Genomic DNA, 18,235 nt, shown 5'->3' with positions numbered 1-18,235 from the left:
TGACGGTCTTCGTCAATCAAATTACGTTATGCGTAATGTAATTACGATAAAAATAACGCAGCAGTGTTGCCACCCGTAGCGGCTCGCAGCCAACTGCCATCAACCGGCCTGCACCGGGCCCGGAGGCTCAATGAACCTCGACAGCACCCCCATCCCTGAATACTTGAGTGGTTTCGGCAACGAATTTGCCAGCGAAGCTTTGCCCGGTGCCTTGCCGGTCGGGCAGAACTCACCGCAAAAAGCCCCCTACGGCCTGTACGCCGAATTGTTCTCCGGCACTGCCTTCACTATGACTCGCAGCGAGATGCGCCGTACCTGGTTGTATCGCATCCGCCCTTCGGCCCTGCACCCGCGCTTTGAGCGCCTGGAGCGGCAGTTGGCCGGTGGTCCGCTGGGGGCGGTGACGCCGAACCGCTTGCGCTGGAGCCCGCAGGACATTCCCAGCGAACCGACCGATTTCATTGATGGCTGGGTAGCCATGGCCGCCAATGCCGCGAGCGAGAAGCCTGCCGGCATCAGCATTTACAACTACTGCGCCAACCGTTCCATGCAGCGGGTGTTCTTCAACGCTGACGGAGAGTTGCTGCTGGTCCCGGAACAAGGGCGTCTGCGCCTGATCACCGAACTGGGCGTGCTCATTGTCGAACCACTGGAAATAGCTGTAGTACCTCGCGGCCTGAAGTTCCGTGTCGAGTTGCTCGACAGTCTGGCCCGCGGTTATATCGCCGAGAACCATGGTGCACCGCTGCGTATTCCGGATCTTGGGCCGATTGGCAGCAACGGCCTGGCCAATCCGCGCGACTTCCTCGCACCGGTGGCCCACTATGAGGATCATCAGGGGCCGGTGCCGTTGGTGCAGAAATTCCTCGGTGAACTGTGGGGTTGTGAGCTCAATCACTCGCCGCTGGACGTAGTGGCCTGGCACGGCAACAACGTGCCATACAAATATGACCTGCGCCGTTTCAACACCATCGGCACGGTCAGCTTCGACCACCCGGACCCGTCGATTTTCACCGTGCTCACCTCACCGACCAGCGTGCCGGGCATGGCCAACCTCGACTTCGTGATTTTCCCGCCACGCTGGATGGTGGCCGAGAACACCTTCCGTCCACCGTGGTTCCACCGCAACCTGATGAACGAGTTCATGGGGCTGATCCAGGGCGCCTACGATGCCAAGGCCGAGGGCTTCCTACCCGGCGGCGCGTCGCTGCACAGCTGTATGAGCGCCCATGGTCCGGATGCGGAAACCTGTGCCAAGGCCATCGCTGTCGAGCTTGCGCCTAGCAAGATCGACAACACCATGGCCTTCATGTTCGAAACCAGCCAGGTGCTGCGCCCGAGCCGCCATGCCCTTGAGTGCCCGCAGCTGCAGGCCGACTACGATAGTTGCTGGGCATCCTTGCCGAGCACCTTCACCCCGAATCGGAGATAACCCATGAATCAGTCCGCCATTGCCCGCAGTTGGGTCGAACACGCCAATGGGCATCGCGATTTTCCGCTGCAGAACCTGCCGCTGGGGGTCTTCACCCATCACGATCAGGTCAAGCGTTGTGGCGTGGCCATTGGCGATGCCATTCTGGACCTGGAAGGCGCCCTGGCTGCCGGCCTGTTCGAGGGTGAGGCCCGCGCTGCGGTCGAAGCGACCCGTGGCGGTTCGCTGAATGCGTACTTTGCCCTGGGCCGTGGTGCTCGTGTGGCGCTACGCGAGCGCCTGCTAGAGCTGCTGGGCGAACGTAGTGAACACCAGGCTGCCCTCAAGCCTTTGCTGCTGGCCAGCGCTGATTGTCAACTGCACCTGCCGGCGCAGATCGGCGACTACACCGACTTTTATGTGGGTATCGAGCACGCCAAAAATGTCGGCAAGCTGTTCCGCCCAGATAACCCGCTGCTACCCAACTACAAATACGTGCCGATTGGTTACCACGGTCGCGCCTCGACCATTCGAGCTTCGGGCACCGACGTGCGCCGCCCCAAGGGCCAGACGCTGCCCGCCGGGCACAGCGAGCCGAGCTTCGGGCCGTGTGCGCGCCTGGATTACGAGCTGGAATTGGGTATCTGGATCGGTCAGGGCAATGAGATGGGCGATTCGATCCCCGTGTCTGAGGCGGCCGAGCACATTGCCGGTTTCTGTCTGCTCAATGATTGGTCGGCCCGTGATATCCAGGCCTGGGAATACCAGCCGCTGGGCCCGTTCCTATCCAAGAGCTTTATCTCGACAGTTTCCCCGTGGGTGGTGACTGCCGAGGCGCTGGAACCGTTCCGCTGTGCACAACCTGCGCGCCCTGAGGGCGACCCGCAGCCACTGTCCTACCTGCTGGACAAGCGCGATCAGGCGGGCGGCGCCTTCGATATCGAACTGGAAGTGCTGTTGCTGACCGAGCGCATGCGTGAGCAGAACCTGCCGGCCCATCGTCTGACATTGAGCAATACTCTAAGCATGTACTGGACCGTCGCGCAGATGGTCGCGCACCACAGCGTCAACGGTTGCCAACTGCAGCCGGGCGATCTGTTTGGTTCTGGCACCTTGTCGGGCGCCCAGCCTGGTCAGTTCGGTAGCCTGCTGGAAATCACCCAGGGCGGTAAAGAGCCTGTGCAGTTGGCTTCCGGTGAGGTACGCAAGTTCCTTGAGGACGGTGACGAGATTATTCTGCGTGCCCGTTGCGTGCGTGAGGGTGTGACATCGATCGGTTTCGGTGAATGCCGCGGCAAGATTCTTCCAGCCAAGTAAGAGGGCAGGGCAATGGATCTGTTCAACTACTACCGTTCGACGTCGTCCTACCGGGTACGCATCGCCCTGGCGCTCAAGCAACTGGAGTACCAGTACGTGCCAGTCAACCTGCTCAAGGGCGAGCAGGGACAGTCTGATTTTCTCGGGCTCAACCCTCAGGGACGGGTGCCGGCCCTGAGGATCGACTCCGGTGAATTGCTGGTGCAATCCCCGGCGATCATCGAGTACCTGGAAGAGGTTTATCCCCAACCGGCACTGTTGCCCGAGGAGCCTGTGTTGCGGGCCCAGGTGCGCGGCGTGGCGGCGCTGATCGGCTGCGATGTGCACCCGCTGCACAACGTCAGTGTGCTCAAGCAACTGCGTGAGTTGGGCCACGATGAGGATCAGGTCAACCAGTGGATCGCCCACTGGATCAGCCAGGGCCTGGCGGCGGTGGAGCAGTTGATCGGTGACGAAGGCTTTTGCTTTGGTGAGGAACCGGGGCTGGCGGACGTGTACTTGATTCCTCAGTTGTATGCGGCTGAGCGTTTCACGATCAGCCTCGGCGACTATCCGCGGATCCGCCGTGTGGCGGCGCTGGCCGAACAGCACTCGGCGTTTATCCAGGCTCATCCGTCACGGCAGCCTGACACGCCTTGAGCTAGTGCAGCGATGGTGTCAGCGGTGGCAGTTGGCCGAGGCGTTCGGTCAGGCGCAGGCGCTGGATGGGATCGTCACTGAGCAATAACGCATGCTCCAGGTCGAAGCGTTCGGCCTGTGGGCATTCGAGGTGCTGGTACAGGGTGGCGCGGGCCAGGTAGTCGCTGGCGGTGCCTGGGCCCAGGTGCAGTACCCGTTCGGCATCCTTGAGCGCTGCCAGGTCATCGTCATGGGTCGAATGCAACTGGCGCAGGTTGCGTGACAGACGCTGGAGCATCTGCTGGGGGCTGGCGCTGAGCAGGTGCTCGGCGTTGAGCTGTAATTGCGGACCAAACTGGCGCCCGAGCAGTTCGCGGCAATCTGCTGGGTAGAGCCTGCGGCCGCCGCACGGATCGAGCAAGTGATCGGCGCCAGGTACGCGCAAGAGGAAATGCCCGGGAAAATTCACTCCTTCCAGCGGAATCGACAAACCTCGTGCCAGTTCCAGGGTCAGCAAGGCCAAGGCCAGCGGCTGACCACGGCGACGTTCCAGGACTTTGTCGAGCAGGGCCGCTTGGGGACGTAACGGGTGAAATTCATCCTGTTGAAAACCCAACGCGCTGAGCCTGCGTAACAACGGCTGGGCCAGCTCGCTGAGCGGCAGCATCGGCAGGCCGGCGCTGACCTCCTGCTGCAGGGTCTTGACCTGAGCCATGATCAGCTGCGGCTGAACATTGCAATCGTGCTCTACTGCGATCCATAGCGCCGCTTCCAGCAAGGCAACCGGATTACGTTCCAGACAGGCGAGACAAGCTTGGCGTGGGCTCATGACAATCTCCGCTCAAGCTTATTTTGTAGCGCTGGCCAAGCCTTTCGTCCAGTGGTCCGAGTGCTGTCATCAATCGGCAAAGCGCGTCCTATACTGGGATCAGCACCTCACTGAGGAGCCCGCTGATGTTCGCACTCATGCAAAGCACTCGCACGCAATCGCTGCACCTGTGCATCGACCCGGCAACCGGTTTGAAAGCGGTGGTCGCCATTCACAGCGAACACCTGGGGCCGGCCATGGGCGGCTGTCGATACCTGGCCTATCCAGACGACGACAGCGCTATGATCGACGCCATACGCCTGGCCCAAGGCATGAGCTACAAGGCGGCATTGGCCGGTTTGCCATTGGGCGGCGGCAAAGCCGTGATCATCCGCAACCCGCATGTGGAAAACCGTGCAGCGTTGTTTGAAGCCTTTGGTCGCTTTGTCGATACCCTGCAAGGTCGCTTCATCACTGCGGTAGACAGTGGCACCTCGACCTTGGACATGGATTGCATTGCCCAGACCACCCAGCATGTCACCAGTACCACGGCGGCCGGTGATCCTTCGCCGCATGCGGCCATGGGGGTGTTCGCCGGTATTCGCGCCACCTCGATGGCACGCCTGGGCAGCGACAACCTCGAAGGCTTGCGAATTGCGGTACAGGGATTGGGCAACGTCGGTTACGCACTGGCCGAGCAACTGCATGCCGCCGGCGCCGAATTGTTGGTTAGCGACCATGACCCCGGCCGAGTGCAACTGGCCATCGAGCAATTCAATGCCCGTCCGGTTGCCAACGAGATGTTGATCAGCACACCCTGCGACATCTTCGCGCCTTGCGGGGTAGGGCCGGTACTCAATGGCCAGAGTGTCATGCAGCTACGTTGCGCGGCAGTGGCGGGGGCGGCCAACAATCAACTGACTACCTTGCAGGTGGCCGATCAGCTGGAAAGCCGCGGGATCCTCTATGCGCCTGACTATGTGATCAATGCTGGTGGCCTGATCTATGTCGCGCTCAAACACCGAGGCGAAGACCTGGGCGTAATCACTGCCCATCTCGCGCGTATTCCCTCGCGCCTGACCGAGGTGTTTGCCCACGCCCAGGCAGAAAAGCGTTCACCTGCGCGGGTGGCGCAGATGCTTGCCGAGCGTTTGATTTATAGCTGAGGATCTTTATTCGCCAGCGCTATCGGCGAGCAGCTCGGCCAAGACGTCGGGCTGGCTCTTGAAGGCCTTGGCGAACACGTCGCGGTTCTTGGCCATATAGATGCCGGCCTCTTCGACTTGCTGTTCGCTCAGCGACGGTACGGCTTTCTTCAGGACCTCGGCGAGCAGCTCGGCCAGTTCGAGCATCTTGTCGTGACGGTCAGCTTCGGCTTTATCCATGAACAAGCGCTCCAGATCGCGGCTGCTGCGGTATACCACTTCGACGGCCATTCATCACCTCACATGCCTTTTGAATATCGATGTGCTCGATACTGTTTATTTGTACAGTGTTAATGATAGGGTAATCCACAGGACTAAGATAGTGGCAATTGAGCATTCTGCTTTGCCCTGCGGGGTATGCCAGCCTGGCGCGGCACTTTTACCGTTCTTAAAGGTCTTCTTGCGCGTGTAGAATTCCGGGCAGGCCGTCGAGCCATTCAGTCAACTAAGGATATGTAATGAACGAGCAAACATCGCGCCTGCACCGGGAACGGCGCTTTCTGGTGCTGCTGGGGGTAATCTGCCTGGCCTTGATCGGCGGTGCGCTGTATATGCAAGTGGTACTAGGCGAGGCGCCATGCCCGCTGTGTATCCTGCAGCGCTATGCTCTGTTGCTGATCGCCGTGTTCGCGTTCATTGGAGCAGCAATGCCCGGGCCTCGCAGCCTGACCGTGCTCGAAGGCCTGGTGGTGCTCAGTGCCATTGGCGGGATTGCCGCCGCTGGCAATCATGTGTATATCCTCGCCAACCCTGCAGTGAGCTGCGGCATCGATACCCTGCAGCCAATTGTCGATGGCTTGCCGTTGGCTTCGGTGCTGCCGCTGGTTTTCCAGGTTGACGGTTTCTGCGCCACACCCTATCCGCCGGTGCTGGGCCTTTCACTGGCGCAATGGTCGTTGCTGGCATTTATTCTGACTGCTGTTTTGGTGCCCTTGGGCATCTATCGCAACCGCCGTAAGGCTTAGACAAAAGTCATGTGTTGATGCAAGTCTGATGTGCAATGAAGCTTTCATCAGATGTCGCGCATTGATTGACTTACATCAAGCTTCAGGCCTTGTAAAACAAGGCCTTCAGGGGTATTGAAGAGGGTGCGACAAACTGTCGCGAAACTGATTTTTCAGACTTGATTGTTGTCAATTCTGTAAAAGACTGTTGCTCAATTAGTCATAGTCATTGATTGGCGACCTATCTACAATCGCCCCCAATTTCCGTTCGGCACCGCTTGCGAGTCGCAGGATTAAAGGAGCCCCAGGGCTTTTTTTGCTGACTCTGACGAGCATCGCCTGCGGCGATGCCGGGCTGACCCCCCTCCGTGATTTCCCGCACCAAATGGAATTGGTCTGAACACAGGCCTGTTGCCTACGAAGTCAAAACAATAAGCACCGTAATACCCGGTTTATGCCGAGCCGCCGCAGCTGGCCTCCTGGCATAACCGTATTCGATCCCATAAATGCTGACGCTTGGCAGGACGAAGTGTTGGCGACCAAAACACAAATTGCATTGAAGCAAGCTGCTCTAGAGGTCGTGAAATGAGTAAAAAGCGTTACCCCAGACTGTTTGGCATTCTGCCCTTTTTAGGCATGCTTTTACTCAGTGGGTGCAACTGGACCCTGCTCGACCCGAAGGGCCAGGTCGGCATTGAGCAAAAGAACCTTATTCTGATCGCTACCGGCTTGATGTTGCTGGTGGTGATTCCTGTCATTTTCATGACCCTGGCGTTCGCCTGGAAGTATCGTGCTTCCAACAAGGCAGCGACCTACACCCCTGACTGGTCGCACTCGACCAAGATCGAAGTGGCGGTGTGGACCATCCCGGTTCTGATCATCATTGCCCTGGGCTATGTGACCTACAAGACCACCCACGAGCTGGACCCGTATCGTCCGCTGGTTTCCGACGTGAAGCCGGTGCAGATCGACGTGGTCGCCCTGGACTGGAAATGGCTGTTCATCTATCCAGAACAAGGCATTGCCACGGTCAACAAGATCGTCTTCCCGGCCAATACCCCGATCAACTTCCGCGTGACCTCCGATTCGGTAATGAACTCGTTCTTCATTCCGGGCCTGGGCGGTCAGATCTACGCGATGGCGGGCATGACCACCAAGCTGCACCTGATCGCCAACGAGAATGGCGTGTTCGACGGTATCTCGGCGAACTACAGCGGTGCAGGCTTTACCGGTATGAAGTTCAAGGCAACCGCCACCTCCCAGGCTGATTTCGAAGCATGGGTGAACGAAGTCAAGCAATCGCCGAAACAGCTGGATGCGGCTGAATACGCGGCATTGGCCAAAACGAGCGAAAACAATCCAGTCGCGCTGTACAGCGTGGCCTCGCCTGAGCAGTTCCAGTCCATCGTCGACAAGTACGAAGGCATGAACCGCGGTCGGCCGGTCCACGAAAAAGAGCAGAGCAAAGAAGCGGCCGGTACCGAAGGGATGGACGTGAGTATGCATTCAGCTGCTGGGGCAGAGGAGTAAGAGATGTTCGGTAAACTAAGTCTGGATGCGATTCCGTATCACGAGCCGATAGTCATGGTGACACTCGCCATGATCGCGCTCGGCGGTCTCGCGTTGGTGGGTGCAATCACCTATTTCAAAAAGTGGACCTACCTGTGGTCCGAGTGGCTGACTTCGGTCGACCACAAGAAAATCGGGGTGATGTACATCATCGTCGCGATGATCATGCTGCTGCGCGGCTTTGCCGACGCCATCATGATGCGCACGCAGCTGGCCATGGCCACCGGCGGCTCCGAGGGCTACCTGCCTCCCGAACACTATGACCAGATCTTCACCGCTCACGGTGTGATCATGATCATCTTCATGGCAATGCCATTCTTCACCGGCCTGATGAACCTGGCCCTGCCTCTGCAGATCGGTGCGCGTGACGTTGCCTTCCCGTTCCTGAACTCCCTGAGCTTCTGGCTGCTGGTGTCCGGCGTCGTGCTGGTCAACGTCTCCCTGGGTGTCGGTGAATTCGCCAAGACCGGCTGGGTAGCTTATCCACCGCTGGCGGGTATCCAATACAGTCCTGGCGTGGGTGTCGACTACTACATCTGGGCGCTACAGCTATCCGGACTCGGTACGACGCTAACGGGTGTCAACTTCCTCGCCACCGTGCTGAAAATGCGCGCCCCTGGCATGAAGCTGATGGACATGCCGATCTTCACCTGGACCTGCACCTGGGCCAACGTTCTGATCGTTGCTTCGTTCCCGATCCTGACCGCTGCCCTGGCACTGCTGACGCTTGACCGTTACATGGATTTCCACATTTTCACCAATGAACTTGGTGGCAATCCGATGATGTACGTCAACCTGTTCTGGGCGTGGGGTCACCCTGAGGTATACATCCTGATCCTGCCGGCGTTCGGTGTGTTCTCGGAAGTCACCTCGACCTTCGCGGGCAAACGCCTGTTCGGCCACAAGTCGATGATCTACGCTTCCGGCGCGATCGCGGTACTGGGCTTTGCGGTATGGCTGCACCACTTCTTCACCATGGGTTCGGGCGCCAGCGTCAACACCTTCTTCGGTCTGGCGACCATGCTGATCTCGATTCCAACCGGGGTAAAGCTGTTCAACTGGCTGTTCACGATCTACCAGGGCCGTCTGCGCTTCACCGCGCCGGTGCTGTGGACCCTGGGCTTCATGGTGACCTTCTCCATCGGTGGTATGACCGGCGTACTGCTGGCTGTTCCAGGTGCTGACTTCGTTCTGCACAACAGCCTGTTTGTAATCGCTCACTTCCATAACGTGATCATCGGTGGTGCGGTATTCGGCTACATTGCCGGCTTCGCCTTCTGGTTCCCGAAAGCCTTCGGTTTCACCCTGAACGAGAAGTGGGGCAAAGCTGCCTTCTGGTTCTGGATCTCCGGTTTCTACGTGGCCTTCATGCCGCTGTATGCACTGGGTTTCATGGGTATGACCCGTCGTCTGAACCACTCCGACAACCCGCTGTGGGAACCCTACCTGTACGTGGCCGTGTTCGGCGCCGTGCTGATCCTGTTCGGTATCGCTTGCCAGCTGATCCAGCTGTACGTCTCGATCCGCGACCGCAAGGACAACATGGACGTGACCGGCGACCCATGGGGCGGCCGTACTCTGGAATGGTCGACCTCGTCGCCACCACCGTTCTACAACTTCGCCAGCATGCCTGAGAACGTCGATCTCGATGCCTGGCACGAAACCAAGCAAGCCGGTAAGGCTTACAAGGTTCCAGCCAAGTACGAAGCGATCCACATGCCGAACAACACCTCCACCGGTGTGTTCATGGGTGCGTTGCTCACCGTATTCGGTTTCGCCTTCATCTGGCACATCTGGTGGCTGGTTGCAGCCAGTCTGGTTGGCACCATCGCTGTCTTCGTTGCTCACGCTGCGCGTGACGATCAGGGCTACATGGTTCCTGCCGAAGAAGTGGCGCGTATCGAAGGCGAGCGCATGAAGGCTCTGGGCCTGGCTACCGGTTCGGCGGCTGGCGCACGTGTCAAATCGTTTGAGCAGGTTTAATCAATGTCCAGTCATGTAATCAATGCAGACACTCATGCTCATGGTCACGACCATGGGCATGACGATCACCACCACGACTCGGGCCAGATGACCGTATTCGGTTTCTGGCTGTACCTGATGACCGACTGCATCCTGTTTGCGTCGCTCTTCGCTACCTACGCGGTGCTGTCCGGCAGTTTTGCCGGCGGCCCGTCGGGTCACGACATTTTCCAGCTGGATTTTGTCGCGGTCGAAACCGCACTGCTGTTGTTCTCGAGTATCACCTTCGGCTTCGCCATGTTGCAGATGTTCAAAGGCAACAAGGGCGGCGTGCTGGGCTGGTTGGCCGTCACCTTCCTGTTCGGTGCTGGCTTCATCGCGATGGAAATCTATGAGTTCCATCACCTGATCGCTGAGGGCTTCGGCCCACAGCGCAGTGGCTTCCTGTCGGCGTTCTTCGCCCTGGTCGGCACCCACGGTCTGCACGTGACCGCAGGTCTGATCTGGATGGCAGTCATGATGTACCAGATCAACAAGCACGGTATCACCGGTACCGCCAAGACCCGCATGAGCTGCCTGAGCCTGTTCTGGCACTTCCTCGACGTGGTCTGGATCTGTGTGTTCACCGTTGTGTATCTGCTGGGGGTTCTGTAAATGGCTAACGCACATAACAGCCACGCCGAGGGCAACCACGGTAGCGTCAAGTCCTACGTAATCGGCTTCATCCTGTCGGTGATCCTGACCGCGATTCCGTTCGGCCTGGTGATGTTCCCAAGCATGCCGAAGGACATCACTATCTTGGTGGTGGTGGCCCTGGCGGTCATTCAGGTCGTAGTACACCTGGTGTACTTCCTGCACATGGACCGTTCCGCTGAGCAGCGCTCCAACGTCACGACGTTCCTGTTCACGGCAATGGTTATTGCCCTGTTGGTTGGCCTGTCGCTGTGGATCATGTTCAGCATCCACACCAGCATGATGGCGAAGTGAGGTAAGACGGCATGTCCATTAAGCACTTTATCCAAATCACCAAACCGGGGATCATTTTCGGTAACGTGCTTTCTGTGGCAGGCGGTTTCTTCCTTGCCGCGCAAGGGCATGTCGACTTCATGCTGTTCCTGGCCACGGTGATTGGCACTTCGCTGGTGGTGGCGTCCGGTTGCGTGTTCAACAACTGCATCGACCGTGACATCGACATCAAGATGGAGCGCACCAAGAACCGTGCAATGGTTCAGGGCCAGATCTCGCTGAAAGTCGCCTTGGCCTACGCCACCCTGCTCGGGGTGGCCGGCCTTGGCCTGCTGTATGTGCAGGCCAATGCCCTGGCGGCGTTGTTCGGCTTGATCGGCTTCATCATCTACGTGGGTTTCTACAGCCTATACCTGAAGCGCAAATCGGTGCACGGCACCCTGGTTGGCAGCCTGTCGGGTGCCATGCCTCCGGTGATCGGCTACTGCGCCGTGAGCAACAGCTTCGACCTGGCTGCCTTGACCCTGCTGGTGATGTTCAGCCTCTGGCAGATGCCGCATTCCTATGCCATCGCGATCTTCCGCTTCAATGACTACCTGGCAGCCTCGATTCCGGTGTTGCCGGTCAAGCGCGGCATCCTGGTGGCCAAGAAGCACATCCTCTGGTACATCGTGGCATTCCTGGTAGCGACCCTGATGCTGACCTTGGGTGGTTACGCTGGTATGAGCTACATGGCCGTTGCCGCAGCCATGGGCATGTACTGGCTGTACATGGCCTGGACCGGTTACAAGGCGGTTGATGATCGGCTGTGGGCACGCAAGCTGTTCGTGTTCTCGATCTTCACCATCACTGCTTTGAGCGTGATGATGTCGCTGGACACCAAAGTGCCGACCGAGCTGTTGCTGACCTACGCACATTGAGTGTGATGGTTTGAACAAAAATGCCCCGGGCCGCAAGGCTCGGGGCATTTTTGTTTGTACGCTCGGCAGCGCTACCGAGCAGGGCAGGGCTACCCTCTGCTGGATCACAGGCCCCGTGACTAGAGTGCGCTGGTACTCAAGCTCATTCACGGAGGAAAATCACATGAGTGTACTGACCGTTTATTTCTGCGGCACGGGCTCCCATCGCTTTGACGACAGAAACCCCAGTTTCTGGAACGGCGAGCTGGTTTCTACCTTGGCCGCCAATGATCAAGGCAAGGAGTACGCTCACTGGATTGCGGTAGACGGGCCAGGCAGTGGCAACCTGCAAGCGGACGAATTGTTCGTTGAGCCTGGTGGTTACTACAACTGGAACCAGACCTTGTTCGGCAAGGGCTGGGAGGAGAACGTCCAGCATGCATTACAAATCATCAAGGGGTGCAGCAATTGGCAGCGCAAGGCGCTGAGCGAAGACGAGTATCAGCGTCTGAAAGCTGCCGGTGTGCCTATTCCGAACTCGACGGCAACGGCCTCCTGGTTCTGGCGTACTTACAATTATGGTGATCGCAAGATTACTCCGCAGATGCTTCAGGAGCAGATCATCAAGCAGTTTCGCAAGGATGGCATCATTCCCACCCAAATTAACCTGGTGGGGTGGAGCCGAGGCGGCGTCAGCTGCCACATGCTGGCCAATGCCTTGCTGGCTGATAGCGAGTTGAAGAAGCTTCCGGTCAATATCTTTGCCATCGACCCGGTGCCTGGGATCGGAAACTTTGATAGCCATCGCGTGCAGTTGGGTGAGAACGTGAAGCAATATGTAGGCATCTTCTCCCGTGATGAGCGCTCCAAGGGCTTTTCCTGTGTGATTCCGAAAACCCATACCAGCACACGTTGCCATGTTTATCCGATGCCGGGCCGCCATGCGACGTTGGTGGGTAATGCTTCGGCAGATGGTGCAGGGAGTGGCAAAGTGCTGGCTGAGCCTGGTTTGATTGTCCGGCATCTTGCTGAAGTCTGCCTGACCCGCTGGGGCGTGAAGTTGGACAAAATGCTCAAGCTCACTGAGCACGACTTAAAGACATTCCATGAGGCGCTGAATCGGGACGATGGCAAGTATCAGGCAATGCGCAAGCATTCCTACACGTTGCTGACCGAATCCAAGAAGGATGAGCGCTTGGTCAGCCTGGGTGATAAGGGGGCCGAGTTCTCCAGTGTCAGGGGCGCGATCTTTCAACCTGACCGCGCCCTGGCAGCCCCCGTTGTTTGGGATGAATCGGCATACAAAGAGATACGCTGAACCACAACGGAGCACACCAACGAAGTTGGGCCTGTGTTGTCAGTGGCGTAGGCCCACGTTTGTTTTGCTGCGCCGACTGGACAGCCATACCGCCCAGGCTCTATTGTTGGCACCGGCCACCGCAGTGGCCAACGTCGCTCGGACGGTTCCGGGCGCTTACGTCTTCGAGGAAACCATGGCTGACCAAGGTTCGCCGCGCCGCTTTGCGCGCATAGATCGTCTCCCCCCTTACGTCTTCAATATCACCGCCGAACTCAAGATGGCTGCACGCCGTCGTGGCGAGGACATCATCGACCTGAGCATGGGCAACCCCGACGGGGCAACGCCACCGCACATCGTCGAAAAACTGGTGCAGGTCGCCCAGCGTGAAGACACTCATGGCTACTCGACATCCCGAGGCATTCCTCGCCTGCGCCGGGCGATTTCGCGGTGGTACAAAGACCGCTACGAGGTCGAGATCGACCCGGAAAGCGAAGCCATCGTTACCATTGGTTCCAAGGAAGGCCTGGCTCACCTGATGCTTGCCACCCTGGATCATGGTGACACCGTGTTGGTACCCAACCCCAGTTATCCGATTCATATCTACGGTGCCGTGATTGCCGGTGCCCAGGTGCGTTCGGTGCCCCTGGTGCCGGGTGTCGATTTCTTCAACGAGCTTGAGCGGGCGATCCGCGAGTCGATCCCCAAGCCGAAGATGATGATTCTTGGCTTCCCCTCGAACCCGACGGCGCAGTGCGTCGAGCTGGATTTCTTCGAGCGTGTTGTGGCACTGGCCAAGCAGTACGATGTGTTGGTCATCCACGATTTGGCCTACGCCGACATCGTTTACGACGGTTGGAAGGCGCCTTCGATCATGCAGGTGCCAGGTGCCAAAGACATCGCGGTGGAGTTCTTCACCCTGTCCAAGAGTTACAACATGGCTGGCTGGCGTATTGGTTTTATGGTCGGCAACCCAGAGCTGGTCAGCGCCCTGGCGCGGATCAAGAGCTATCACGACTACGGCACCTTCACCCCGCTGCAAGTAGCCGCTATTGCTGCCTTGGAAGGCGATCAGCAATGTGTGCGCGATATCGCCGAGCAATACCGCCAGCGCCGCAACGTGCTGGTAAAAGGCTTGCACGAGCTGGGCTGGATGGTCGAGAACCCCAAGGCGTCGATGTACGTCTGGGCGAAAATACCCGAAGAATACGCGCACCTGGGTTCGCTGGAGTTCGCCAAGAAGCTGCTGGCCGAGGCCAAGGTCTGTGTGTCGCCGGGGATCGGTTTCGGCGACTACGGTGACGACCATGTGCGTTTTGCCCTGATCGAGAACCAGGACCGCATCCGCCAGGCCGTGCGCGGTATCCGCCAGATGTTCCGGGCTGATGGGGTAGGTAAGGCGCAGAAGTAAGGCAACCCTTCGCGGAACAAGCCCGCTCCTACACTCAGTGGGGGTGGGCTTGGCTGCAGTAATATGGCTTTACGTGTGCGTTGAAGGCTTCAAGAAACGGCGTTTCACTTGCGCTGGCGATTGGGTGGAGTGTTAAAAACCCGTTTTGATCCAGCGGAATAACGAGATCCGGTGACAGCCTCCAGCTGGCCACCGTTACGCACAAAGTCACTCACCTCTTTTACCCGGCGACTGCGTAGCCAGGTAATCCATCGAGCAAGCTCAGTGTGCCCCTGCAGCTTAATCATCTGCATGAAGCGCACCTGCCAGCGCTTACAGGCGATTCCGCAAAGTCCAGTGCGTCGCTGCAAATCGACAATGCTCTCGCCATTGATCAGCCCTTGTGCAAAGCCCAGCCAGTGTTCTGGATAGCCCAATCGGCACAGCAACGTGCCTTTAATTAAGCTCACCGTGGTCCAACAGCCAGGACAGCGGAAGTTAGGGCGTCGCTGATCAATTCGCTGCATATCAGGCGAGCCACACTTCGGGCAGACGGCCTGCCGAGTGGTCAGCAAGTGCTCTAACTTACCCATGAACGCCTGGGCTTGAGCAGCAATATGCGCGGGTGGTTCCAGGTTGGTGCGATCTTGTCGCGCAGACCACCAGTGATACAGCGCCGGAAACTCTTTGGCCATCACCGCCCGGCAAGGCTTGATCCAGCGTGTTGTGGTACTGGGGGAAATAGCCATCGCTTTGGCAGTGGCGAGCATAGGCCAACCCGCTAACAAGTAATGGCCATAGAGCGACCATAAGTGCATCAGGCCATAGTTCGAGAACGGGTGCTTCGTTAGGCAGTTGAAGCCTTTATTGCACGCTATGCAGCGGTAGAAGGGCAGGCGCAGGTTTGGCCGGGTATCCAGCCGGAAGTGTGGATGACCGCACTCCGGGCACTTGGCTGGTGAGCTATTGGGAAGCTCATGCAGATAATGGATGAAGGCATCCGCTAGGCTGTGCAGCTCGACGGGCAGGCATCGGTGATAGTCAGGTGGAGCCTGAACTTCGGATATCGGATTTGAGTTTTCCCTATCACTGTCTTGCATTCAGCTTATGCTCCTTTCTCACATTCCAGATCAACAAGACGCGTGGTGGGACCATTGGCTTTCAAACGCTCAGTCACAAGGCTCGGCCAAAGGTTACGGGTGCGGCTTTTTGCGATGCTGTAAGTGAGTTCCTTTATTTTTGCCAAGGGGTAAAAGATAGGCTCTATTATCAACTTTAAAAAATCATTGCCACTTAAGTAGTTTCTGCCGCCTGCGTCCTGTTTCGCCTGCTTTATTTTCGCCAGAGTGTTTTTAAAGCTGTCGCTCATTTTGAATCGTACGGTCAGCTGGCTTTTTACGAACGCATCCGAATCGCTATGATTGCCGTGTTCATCGAAATAAGGGCCGTTGTTCATATAGGAGCGGATGTATTCCCAAAATCCTTTTTGCAGCGCCAGTGACTTTCCGAAGGGCGCCCCAAGGTTGATCATCAACGCTGTCTCCGGTTCTTCAAATTTCCACACCCTGATTTCCAGTGATGCGTTTTGAATGCTTCCGATTTGAGCTCCAACTATCTGAAACTCATTGGCTATGGTAAAAATACCATCCCACGGGGTGTGAAATAACTCGCCGTCGTGATAGAAATACACTTCGCGGGTTCGTCGGTTGAACAGGATGGGGAGAGGTAGGGGTCGTAGGGTTTCCCATAGAAAGGGAACCATGCACAAAGGGGTGCATATAGCGAGCATTATATTTAGCCCTTTAAAATCACCGCTTTTCAAAAAACTGAAAAGCCCCAGCCCTATTCCTCCTATCCCACCTATTCCTGCCAGTACACCTGTCAACAATCCTCGATCAAAGTCACCGCCAGCTTGCAAAGCCAAATAGTTTTCGGTGTGCTCATCGACGATAAACAACTCCATTGGCTGTTCTCCCGTCGATTTGTCCGCCTCAAGTATTACTGTGGGTGAGGGGCTGTATTGGGATTGTTCTGGCGTGCTCATATCCATTTCATTCAAGATCAACAAGGCGCGTGGTGGGGCCATTGGCTTTCAAACGCTCAGTCACAAGGCTCGGCCAGCGGTTGCGGGAGCGGCGTTTTGCAATGCTGTAGGTGAACTCCTTAATTCGATCCTGGGGGTAGAGCATCGGCTCGATTATGAGCATTGCCACATCATCGGCACCTAAGTAATTCCGTCCACCTGCCTCCTTCTTCGCTTGCTTTATCCGCGCCAGGGTGTGTTTGAAGCTGTCGCTCATTTTGAATCGCACGGCTAACTGGCTTTTTACGAACGCATCAGATTCACTGTGATTGCCGTGTTCGTCGAAGTAAGGTCCGTTATTCATATAGGCGCGTATGTATTCCCAAAAGCCTTTTTGCATCGCCAGTGACTTTCCAAAGGGCGCACGGAGGCTGATCATTAACGCCGTATCCGGCTGTTTAAACTTCCGCACTCGAACTTCAAGCAAAGCACTTTGCATGGCACCGATCTGGGTGCCCACCAGCTGGAACTCATTGGCCATCGCGGAAATTCCATCCCAAGGGGAGTGGAATAGTTCGCCATTGTGATCGAAATACACTTCACGGGTGCGGCGGTTGAAAAGAATGGGGAGAGGTAGGGGACGTAGGGTTTCCCATAGGAATGGCACCAGTAATAAAGGTATGCCTATAGAAAACGTCATATAGGTGATGTCGAACTTTCCTTGTAATGCCCCTATAAGGCCAAGCCCGATCATTGCGCAGCCACCCATTCCACCTAACACGCCTGTCAGTAATCCTCGATCAAAGTCACCGCCTGCTTGTAAAGCCAAATAATGCTCAGTGTGCTCATCGACGATAAATAACTCCATCGGCTGTTCCCCTGTCGATTTCTGCGCCTCAAGTATTACCGTGGGTGAGGGGATGTATTGGGATTGCTCTGGCGTGCTCATATCCAATTCATTCAAGATCAACAAGACGCGTGGTGGGGCCATTGGCTTTCAAACGCTCAGTCACAAGGCTCGGCCAGCGATTACGAGAGCGGCGTTTTGCAATGCTGTAGGTGAATTCCTTAATTCGATCCTGGGGGTATAGCATCGGCTCGATTATGAGCATTGCCACATCATCGGCACCTAAGTAATTCCGTCCACCTGCCTCCTTTTTTGCCTGCTTTATCCGAGCTAGGGTGTGTTTGAAGCTGTCGCTCATTTTGAATCGCACGGCTAACTGGCTTTTTACAAACGCATCAGATTCACTGTGATTGCCGTGTTCGTCGAAGTAAGGTCCGTTATTCATATAGGCGCGGATGTATTCCCAAAAGCCTTTTTGCAGCGCCAGTGATTTTCCGAACGGCGCCCCAAGGCTGATCATCAGTGCTGTCTCCGGCTCTTCGAATTTCCACACCCGGATTTCCAGTGAAGTATTTTGAATGCTACCTATTTGAGTGCCAACTATCTGAAATTCATTGGCTATAGCGGAAATACCATCCCACGGAGTATGAAATAATTCGCCGTCGTGATCAAAGTACACTTCGCGGGTTCGGCGGTTGAACAGGATGGGGAGAGGTAGGGGGCGTAGGGTTTCCCATAGGAATGGCACTAGAAACAAAAAAATACCCAAAGTAAGCATGAAGGGGTCGAAAATACCTTGCATCGCCAGCATTAAGGTAACCCCCACCGATGCGCATCCACCCATTCCGCCTAATACTCCTGTCAGGAGTCCGCGATCAAAGTCACCGCCTGCTAGCAAAGTCAAATAATGCTCCGTGTGCTCATCGACGATAAACAACTCCATCGGCTGTTCCCCCGTCGATTTGTTCGCCTCAAGTAT

At 57.0% G+C, this 18,235-nt stretch carries 18 protein-coding genes; 12 read left to right on the top strand and 6 right to left on the bottom strand.

The features are described from left to right. Positions 1-130: 130 nt before the first annotated feature. From hmgA to maiA, 3 genes are read left to right on the top strand one after another with little or no spacing between them, the layout of a single operon-like run. Positions 131-1,432 (top strand): homogentisate 1,2-dioxygenase, encoded by a 1,302-nt coding sequence (hmgA, locus tag ACQRAX_RS13320; protein WP_412038618.1) that lies wholly within the window; start codon positions 131-133, stop codon positions 1,430-1,432. Between the two features lie 3 nt (positions 1,433-1,435). After that, complete coding sequence (gene fahA, locus ACQRAX_RS13315) at positions 1,436-2,728, top strand: fumarylacetoacetase (RefSeq protein WP_412038619.1); 1,293 nt, start codon at positions 1,436-1,438, stop codon at positions 2,726-2,728. A gap of 12 nt (positions 2,729-2,740) precedes the next feature. Continuing rightward, entirely contained in the window at positions 2,741-3,367 is a 627-nt protein-coding gene (gene maiA / locus ACQRAX_RS13310; protein WP_412038620.1) for a maleylacetoacetate isomerase, read from the top strand. A 1-nt stretch (position 3,368) separates the two neighbouring features. On the opposite strand, the gene ACQRAX_RS13305 is transcribed toward maiA, so the two are convergent. After that, entirely contained in the window at positions 3,369-4,175 is an 807-nt protein-coding gene (locus tag ACQRAX_RS13305) for a SirB1 family protein (RefSeq protein WP_412038621.1), read from the bottom strand. A 125-nt stretch (positions 4,176-4,300) separates the two neighbouring features. Between ACQRAX_RS13305 and ACQRAX_RS13300 the strand changes: the two genes are divergently transcribed. Beyond that, on the top strand, positions 4,301-5,320 hold the full coding sequence (locus tag ACQRAX_RS13300) for a Leu/Phe/Val dehydrogenase (protein WP_412038622.1): 1,020 nt from the start codon (positions 4,301-4,303) through the stop codon (positions 5,318-5,320). Positions 5,321-5,326: 6 nt separating this feature from the next. Here the strand turns inward: ACQRAX_RS13300 and ACQRAX_RS13295 are convergent, their stop codons facing one another. Next, complete coding sequence (locus ACQRAX_RS13295) at positions 5,327-5,590, bottom strand: YebG family protein (RefSeq protein WP_412038623.1); 264 nt, start codon at positions 5,588-5,590, stop codon at positions 5,327-5,329. Between the two features lie 227 nt (positions 5,591-5,817). On the opposite strand from ACQRAX_RS13295, the gene ACQRAX_RS13290 reads away from it, so the two are divergent. From ACQRAX_RS13290 to alaC, 8 genes are all read left to right on the top strand, one after another. Continuing rightward, complete coding sequence (locus ACQRAX_RS13290) at positions 5,818-6,324, top strand: disulfide bond formation protein B (RefSeq protein ID WP_412038624.1); 507 nt, start codon at positions 5,818-5,820, stop codon at positions 6,322-6,324. Positions 6,325-6,888: 564 nt separating this feature from the next. Continuing rightward, positions 6,889-7,833 carry a ubiquinol oxidase subunit II gene (cyoA, locus tag ACQRAX_RS13285; RefSeq protein WP_412038625.1) on the top strand — a complete coding sequence of 315 codons (945 nt, stop codon included), beginning with the start codon at positions 6,889-6,891 and terminating at the stop codon, positions 7,831-7,833. 3 nt (positions 7,834-7,836) lie between these two features. Continuing rightward, positions 7,837-9,855 (top strand): cytochrome o ubiquinol oxidase subunit I, encoded by a 2,019-nt coding sequence (cyoB, locus tag ACQRAX_RS13280; protein WP_412038626.1) that lies wholly within the window; start codon positions 7,837-7,839, stop codon positions 9,853-9,855. A gap of 3 nt (positions 9,856-9,858) precedes the next feature. Continuing rightward, the gene (locus ACQRAX_RS13275) at positions 9,859-10,488 is read left to right on the top strand and encodes a cytochrome o ubiquinol oxidase subunit III (protein WP_045188204.1); all 630 of its coding nucleotides are present in this window, start codon (positions 9,859-9,861) and stop codon (positions 10,486-10,488) included. Further along, positions 10,489-10,821 carry a cytochrome o ubiquinol oxidase subunit IV gene (cyoD, locus tag ACQRAX_RS13270; RefSeq protein ID WP_412038627.1) on the top strand — a complete coding sequence of 111 codons (333 nt, stop codon included), beginning with the start codon at positions 10,489-10,491 and terminating at the stop codon, positions 10,819-10,821. It begins immediately after the preceding gene. 11 nt (positions 10,822-10,832) lie between these two features. Beyond that, a complete protein-coding gene (gene cyoE, locus ACQRAX_RS13265; protein ID WP_045188208.1) occupies positions 10,833-11,720 on the top strand; it encodes a heme o synthase in 888 nt (295 codons plus the stop codon). Positions 11,721-11,883: 163 nt separating this feature from the next. After that, positions 11,884-13,017 carry a hypothetical protein gene (locus ACQRAX_RS13260; RefSeq protein ID WP_412038793.1) on the top strand — a complete coding sequence of 378 codons (1,134 nt, stop codon included), beginning with the start codon at positions 11,884-11,886 and terminating at the stop codon, positions 13,015-13,017. 175 nt (positions 13,018-13,192) lie between these two features. Next, the gene (gene alaC / locus ACQRAX_RS13255) at positions 13,193-14,407 is read left to right on the top strand and encodes an alanine transaminase (protein ID WP_045188219.1); all 1,215 of its coding nucleotides are present in this window, start codon (positions 13,193-13,195) and stop codon (positions 14,405-14,407) included. Positions 14,408-14,511: 104 nt separating this feature from the next. Here the strand turns inward: alaC and ACQRAX_RS13250 are convergent, their stop codons facing one another. From ACQRAX_RS13250 to ACQRAX_RS13235, 4 genes are all read right to left on the bottom strand, one after another. Then, complete coding sequence (locus ACQRAX_RS13250; RefSeq protein ID WP_412038628.1) at positions 14,512-15,486, bottom strand: hypothetical protein; 975 nt, start codon at positions 15,484-15,486, stop codon at positions 14,512-14,514. A gap of 5 nt (positions 15,487-15,491) precedes the next feature. Next, positions 15,492-16,430 (bottom strand): hypothetical protein, encoded by a 939-nt coding sequence (locus ACQRAX_RS13245; RefSeq protein ID WP_412038629.1) that lies wholly within the window; start codon positions 16,428-16,430, stop codon positions 15,492-15,494. A gap of 7 nt (positions 16,431-16,437) precedes the next feature. Beyond that, a complete protein-coding gene (locus tag ACQRAX_RS13240; protein WP_412038630.1) occupies positions 16,438-17,358 on the bottom strand; it encodes a hypothetical protein in 921 nt (306 codons plus the stop codon). A gap of 7 nt (positions 17,359-17,365) precedes the next feature. Further along, on the bottom strand, positions 17,366-18,235 hold an 870-nt coding region (locus tag ACQRAX_RS13235), incomplete at its 5' end, for a hypothetical protein (protein ID WP_427867738.1).

It is taken from the genome of Pseudomonas sp. UM16 (assembly GCF_050312595.1).
Lineage (GTDB): Bacteria > Pseudomonadota > Gammaproteobacteria > Pseudomonadales > Pseudomonadaceae > Aquipseudomonas.
This window is presented reverse-complemented; position numbering and strand designations above follow the sequence as displayed.

Bases quoted from the DNA above. Each gene is read 5' to 3' on its own strand.
- hmgA (WP_412038618.1), top strand. From the start codon at position 131: ATGAACCTCGACAGCACCCCCATCCCTGAATACTTGAGTGGTTTCGGC.
- cyoD (WP_412038627.1), top strand. From the start codon at position 10,489: ATGGCTAACGCACATAACAGCCACGCCGAGGGCAACCACGGTAGCGTC.
- cyoB (WP_412038626.1), top strand. From the start codon at position 7,837: ATGTTCGGTAAACTAAGTCTGGATGCGATTCCGTATCACGAGCCGATA.
- ACQRAX_RS13275 (WP_045188204.1), top strand. From the start codon at position 9,859: ATGTCCAGTCATGTAATCAATGCAGACACTCATGCTCATGGTCACGAC.
- ACQRAX_RS13260 (WP_412038793.1), top strand. From the start codon at position 11,884: ATGAGTGTACTGACCGTTTATTTCTGCGGCACGGGCTCCCATCGCTTT.
- ACQRAX_RS13295 (WP_412038623.1), bottom strand. From the start codon at position 5,590: ATGGCCGTCGAAGTGGTATACCGCAGCAGCCGCGATCTGGAGCGCTTG.
- ACQRAX_RS13245 (WP_412038629.1), bottom strand. From the start codon at position 16,430: ATGAGCACGCCAGAACAATCCCAATACAGCCCCTCACCCACAGTAATA.
- ACQRAX_RS13250 (WP_412038628.1), bottom strand. From the start codon at position 15,486: ATGCAAGACAGTGATAGGGAAAACTCAAATCCGATATCCGAAGTTCAG.
- ACQRAX_RS13305 (WP_412038621.1), bottom strand. From the start codon at position 4,175: ATGAGCCCACGCCAAGCTTGTCTCGCCTGTCTGGAACGTAATCCGGTT.
- cyoE (WP_045188208.1), top strand. From the start codon at position 10,833: ATGTCCATTAAGCACTTTATCCAAATCACCAAACCGGGGATCATTTTC.
- fahA (WP_412038619.1), top strand. From the start codon at position 1,436: ATGAATCAGTCCGCCATTGCCCGCAGTTGGGTCGAACACGCCAATGGG.
- ACQRAX_RS13290 (WP_412038624.1), top strand. From the start codon at position 5,818: ATGAACGAGCAAACATCGCGCCTGCACCGGGAACGGCGCTTTCTGGTG.
- ACQRAX_RS13240 (WP_412038630.1), bottom strand. From the start codon at position 17,358: ATGAGCACGCCAGAGCAATCCCAATACATCCCCTCACCCACGGTAATA.
- cyoA (WP_412038625.1), top strand. From the start codon at position 6,889: ATGAGTAAAAAGCGTTACCCCAGACTGTTTGGCATTCTGCCCTTTTTA.
- ACQRAX_RS13300 (WP_412038622.1), top strand. From the start codon at position 4,301: ATGTTCGCACTCATGCAAAGCACTCGCACGCAATCGCTGCACCTGTGC.
- maiA (WP_412038620.1), top strand. From the start codon at position 2,741: ATGGATCTGTTCAACTACTACCGTTCGACGTCGTCCTACCGGGTACGC.
- alaC (WP_045188219.1), top strand. From the start codon at position 13,193: ATGGCTGACCAAGGTTCGCCGCGCCGCTTTGCGCGCATAGATCGTCTC.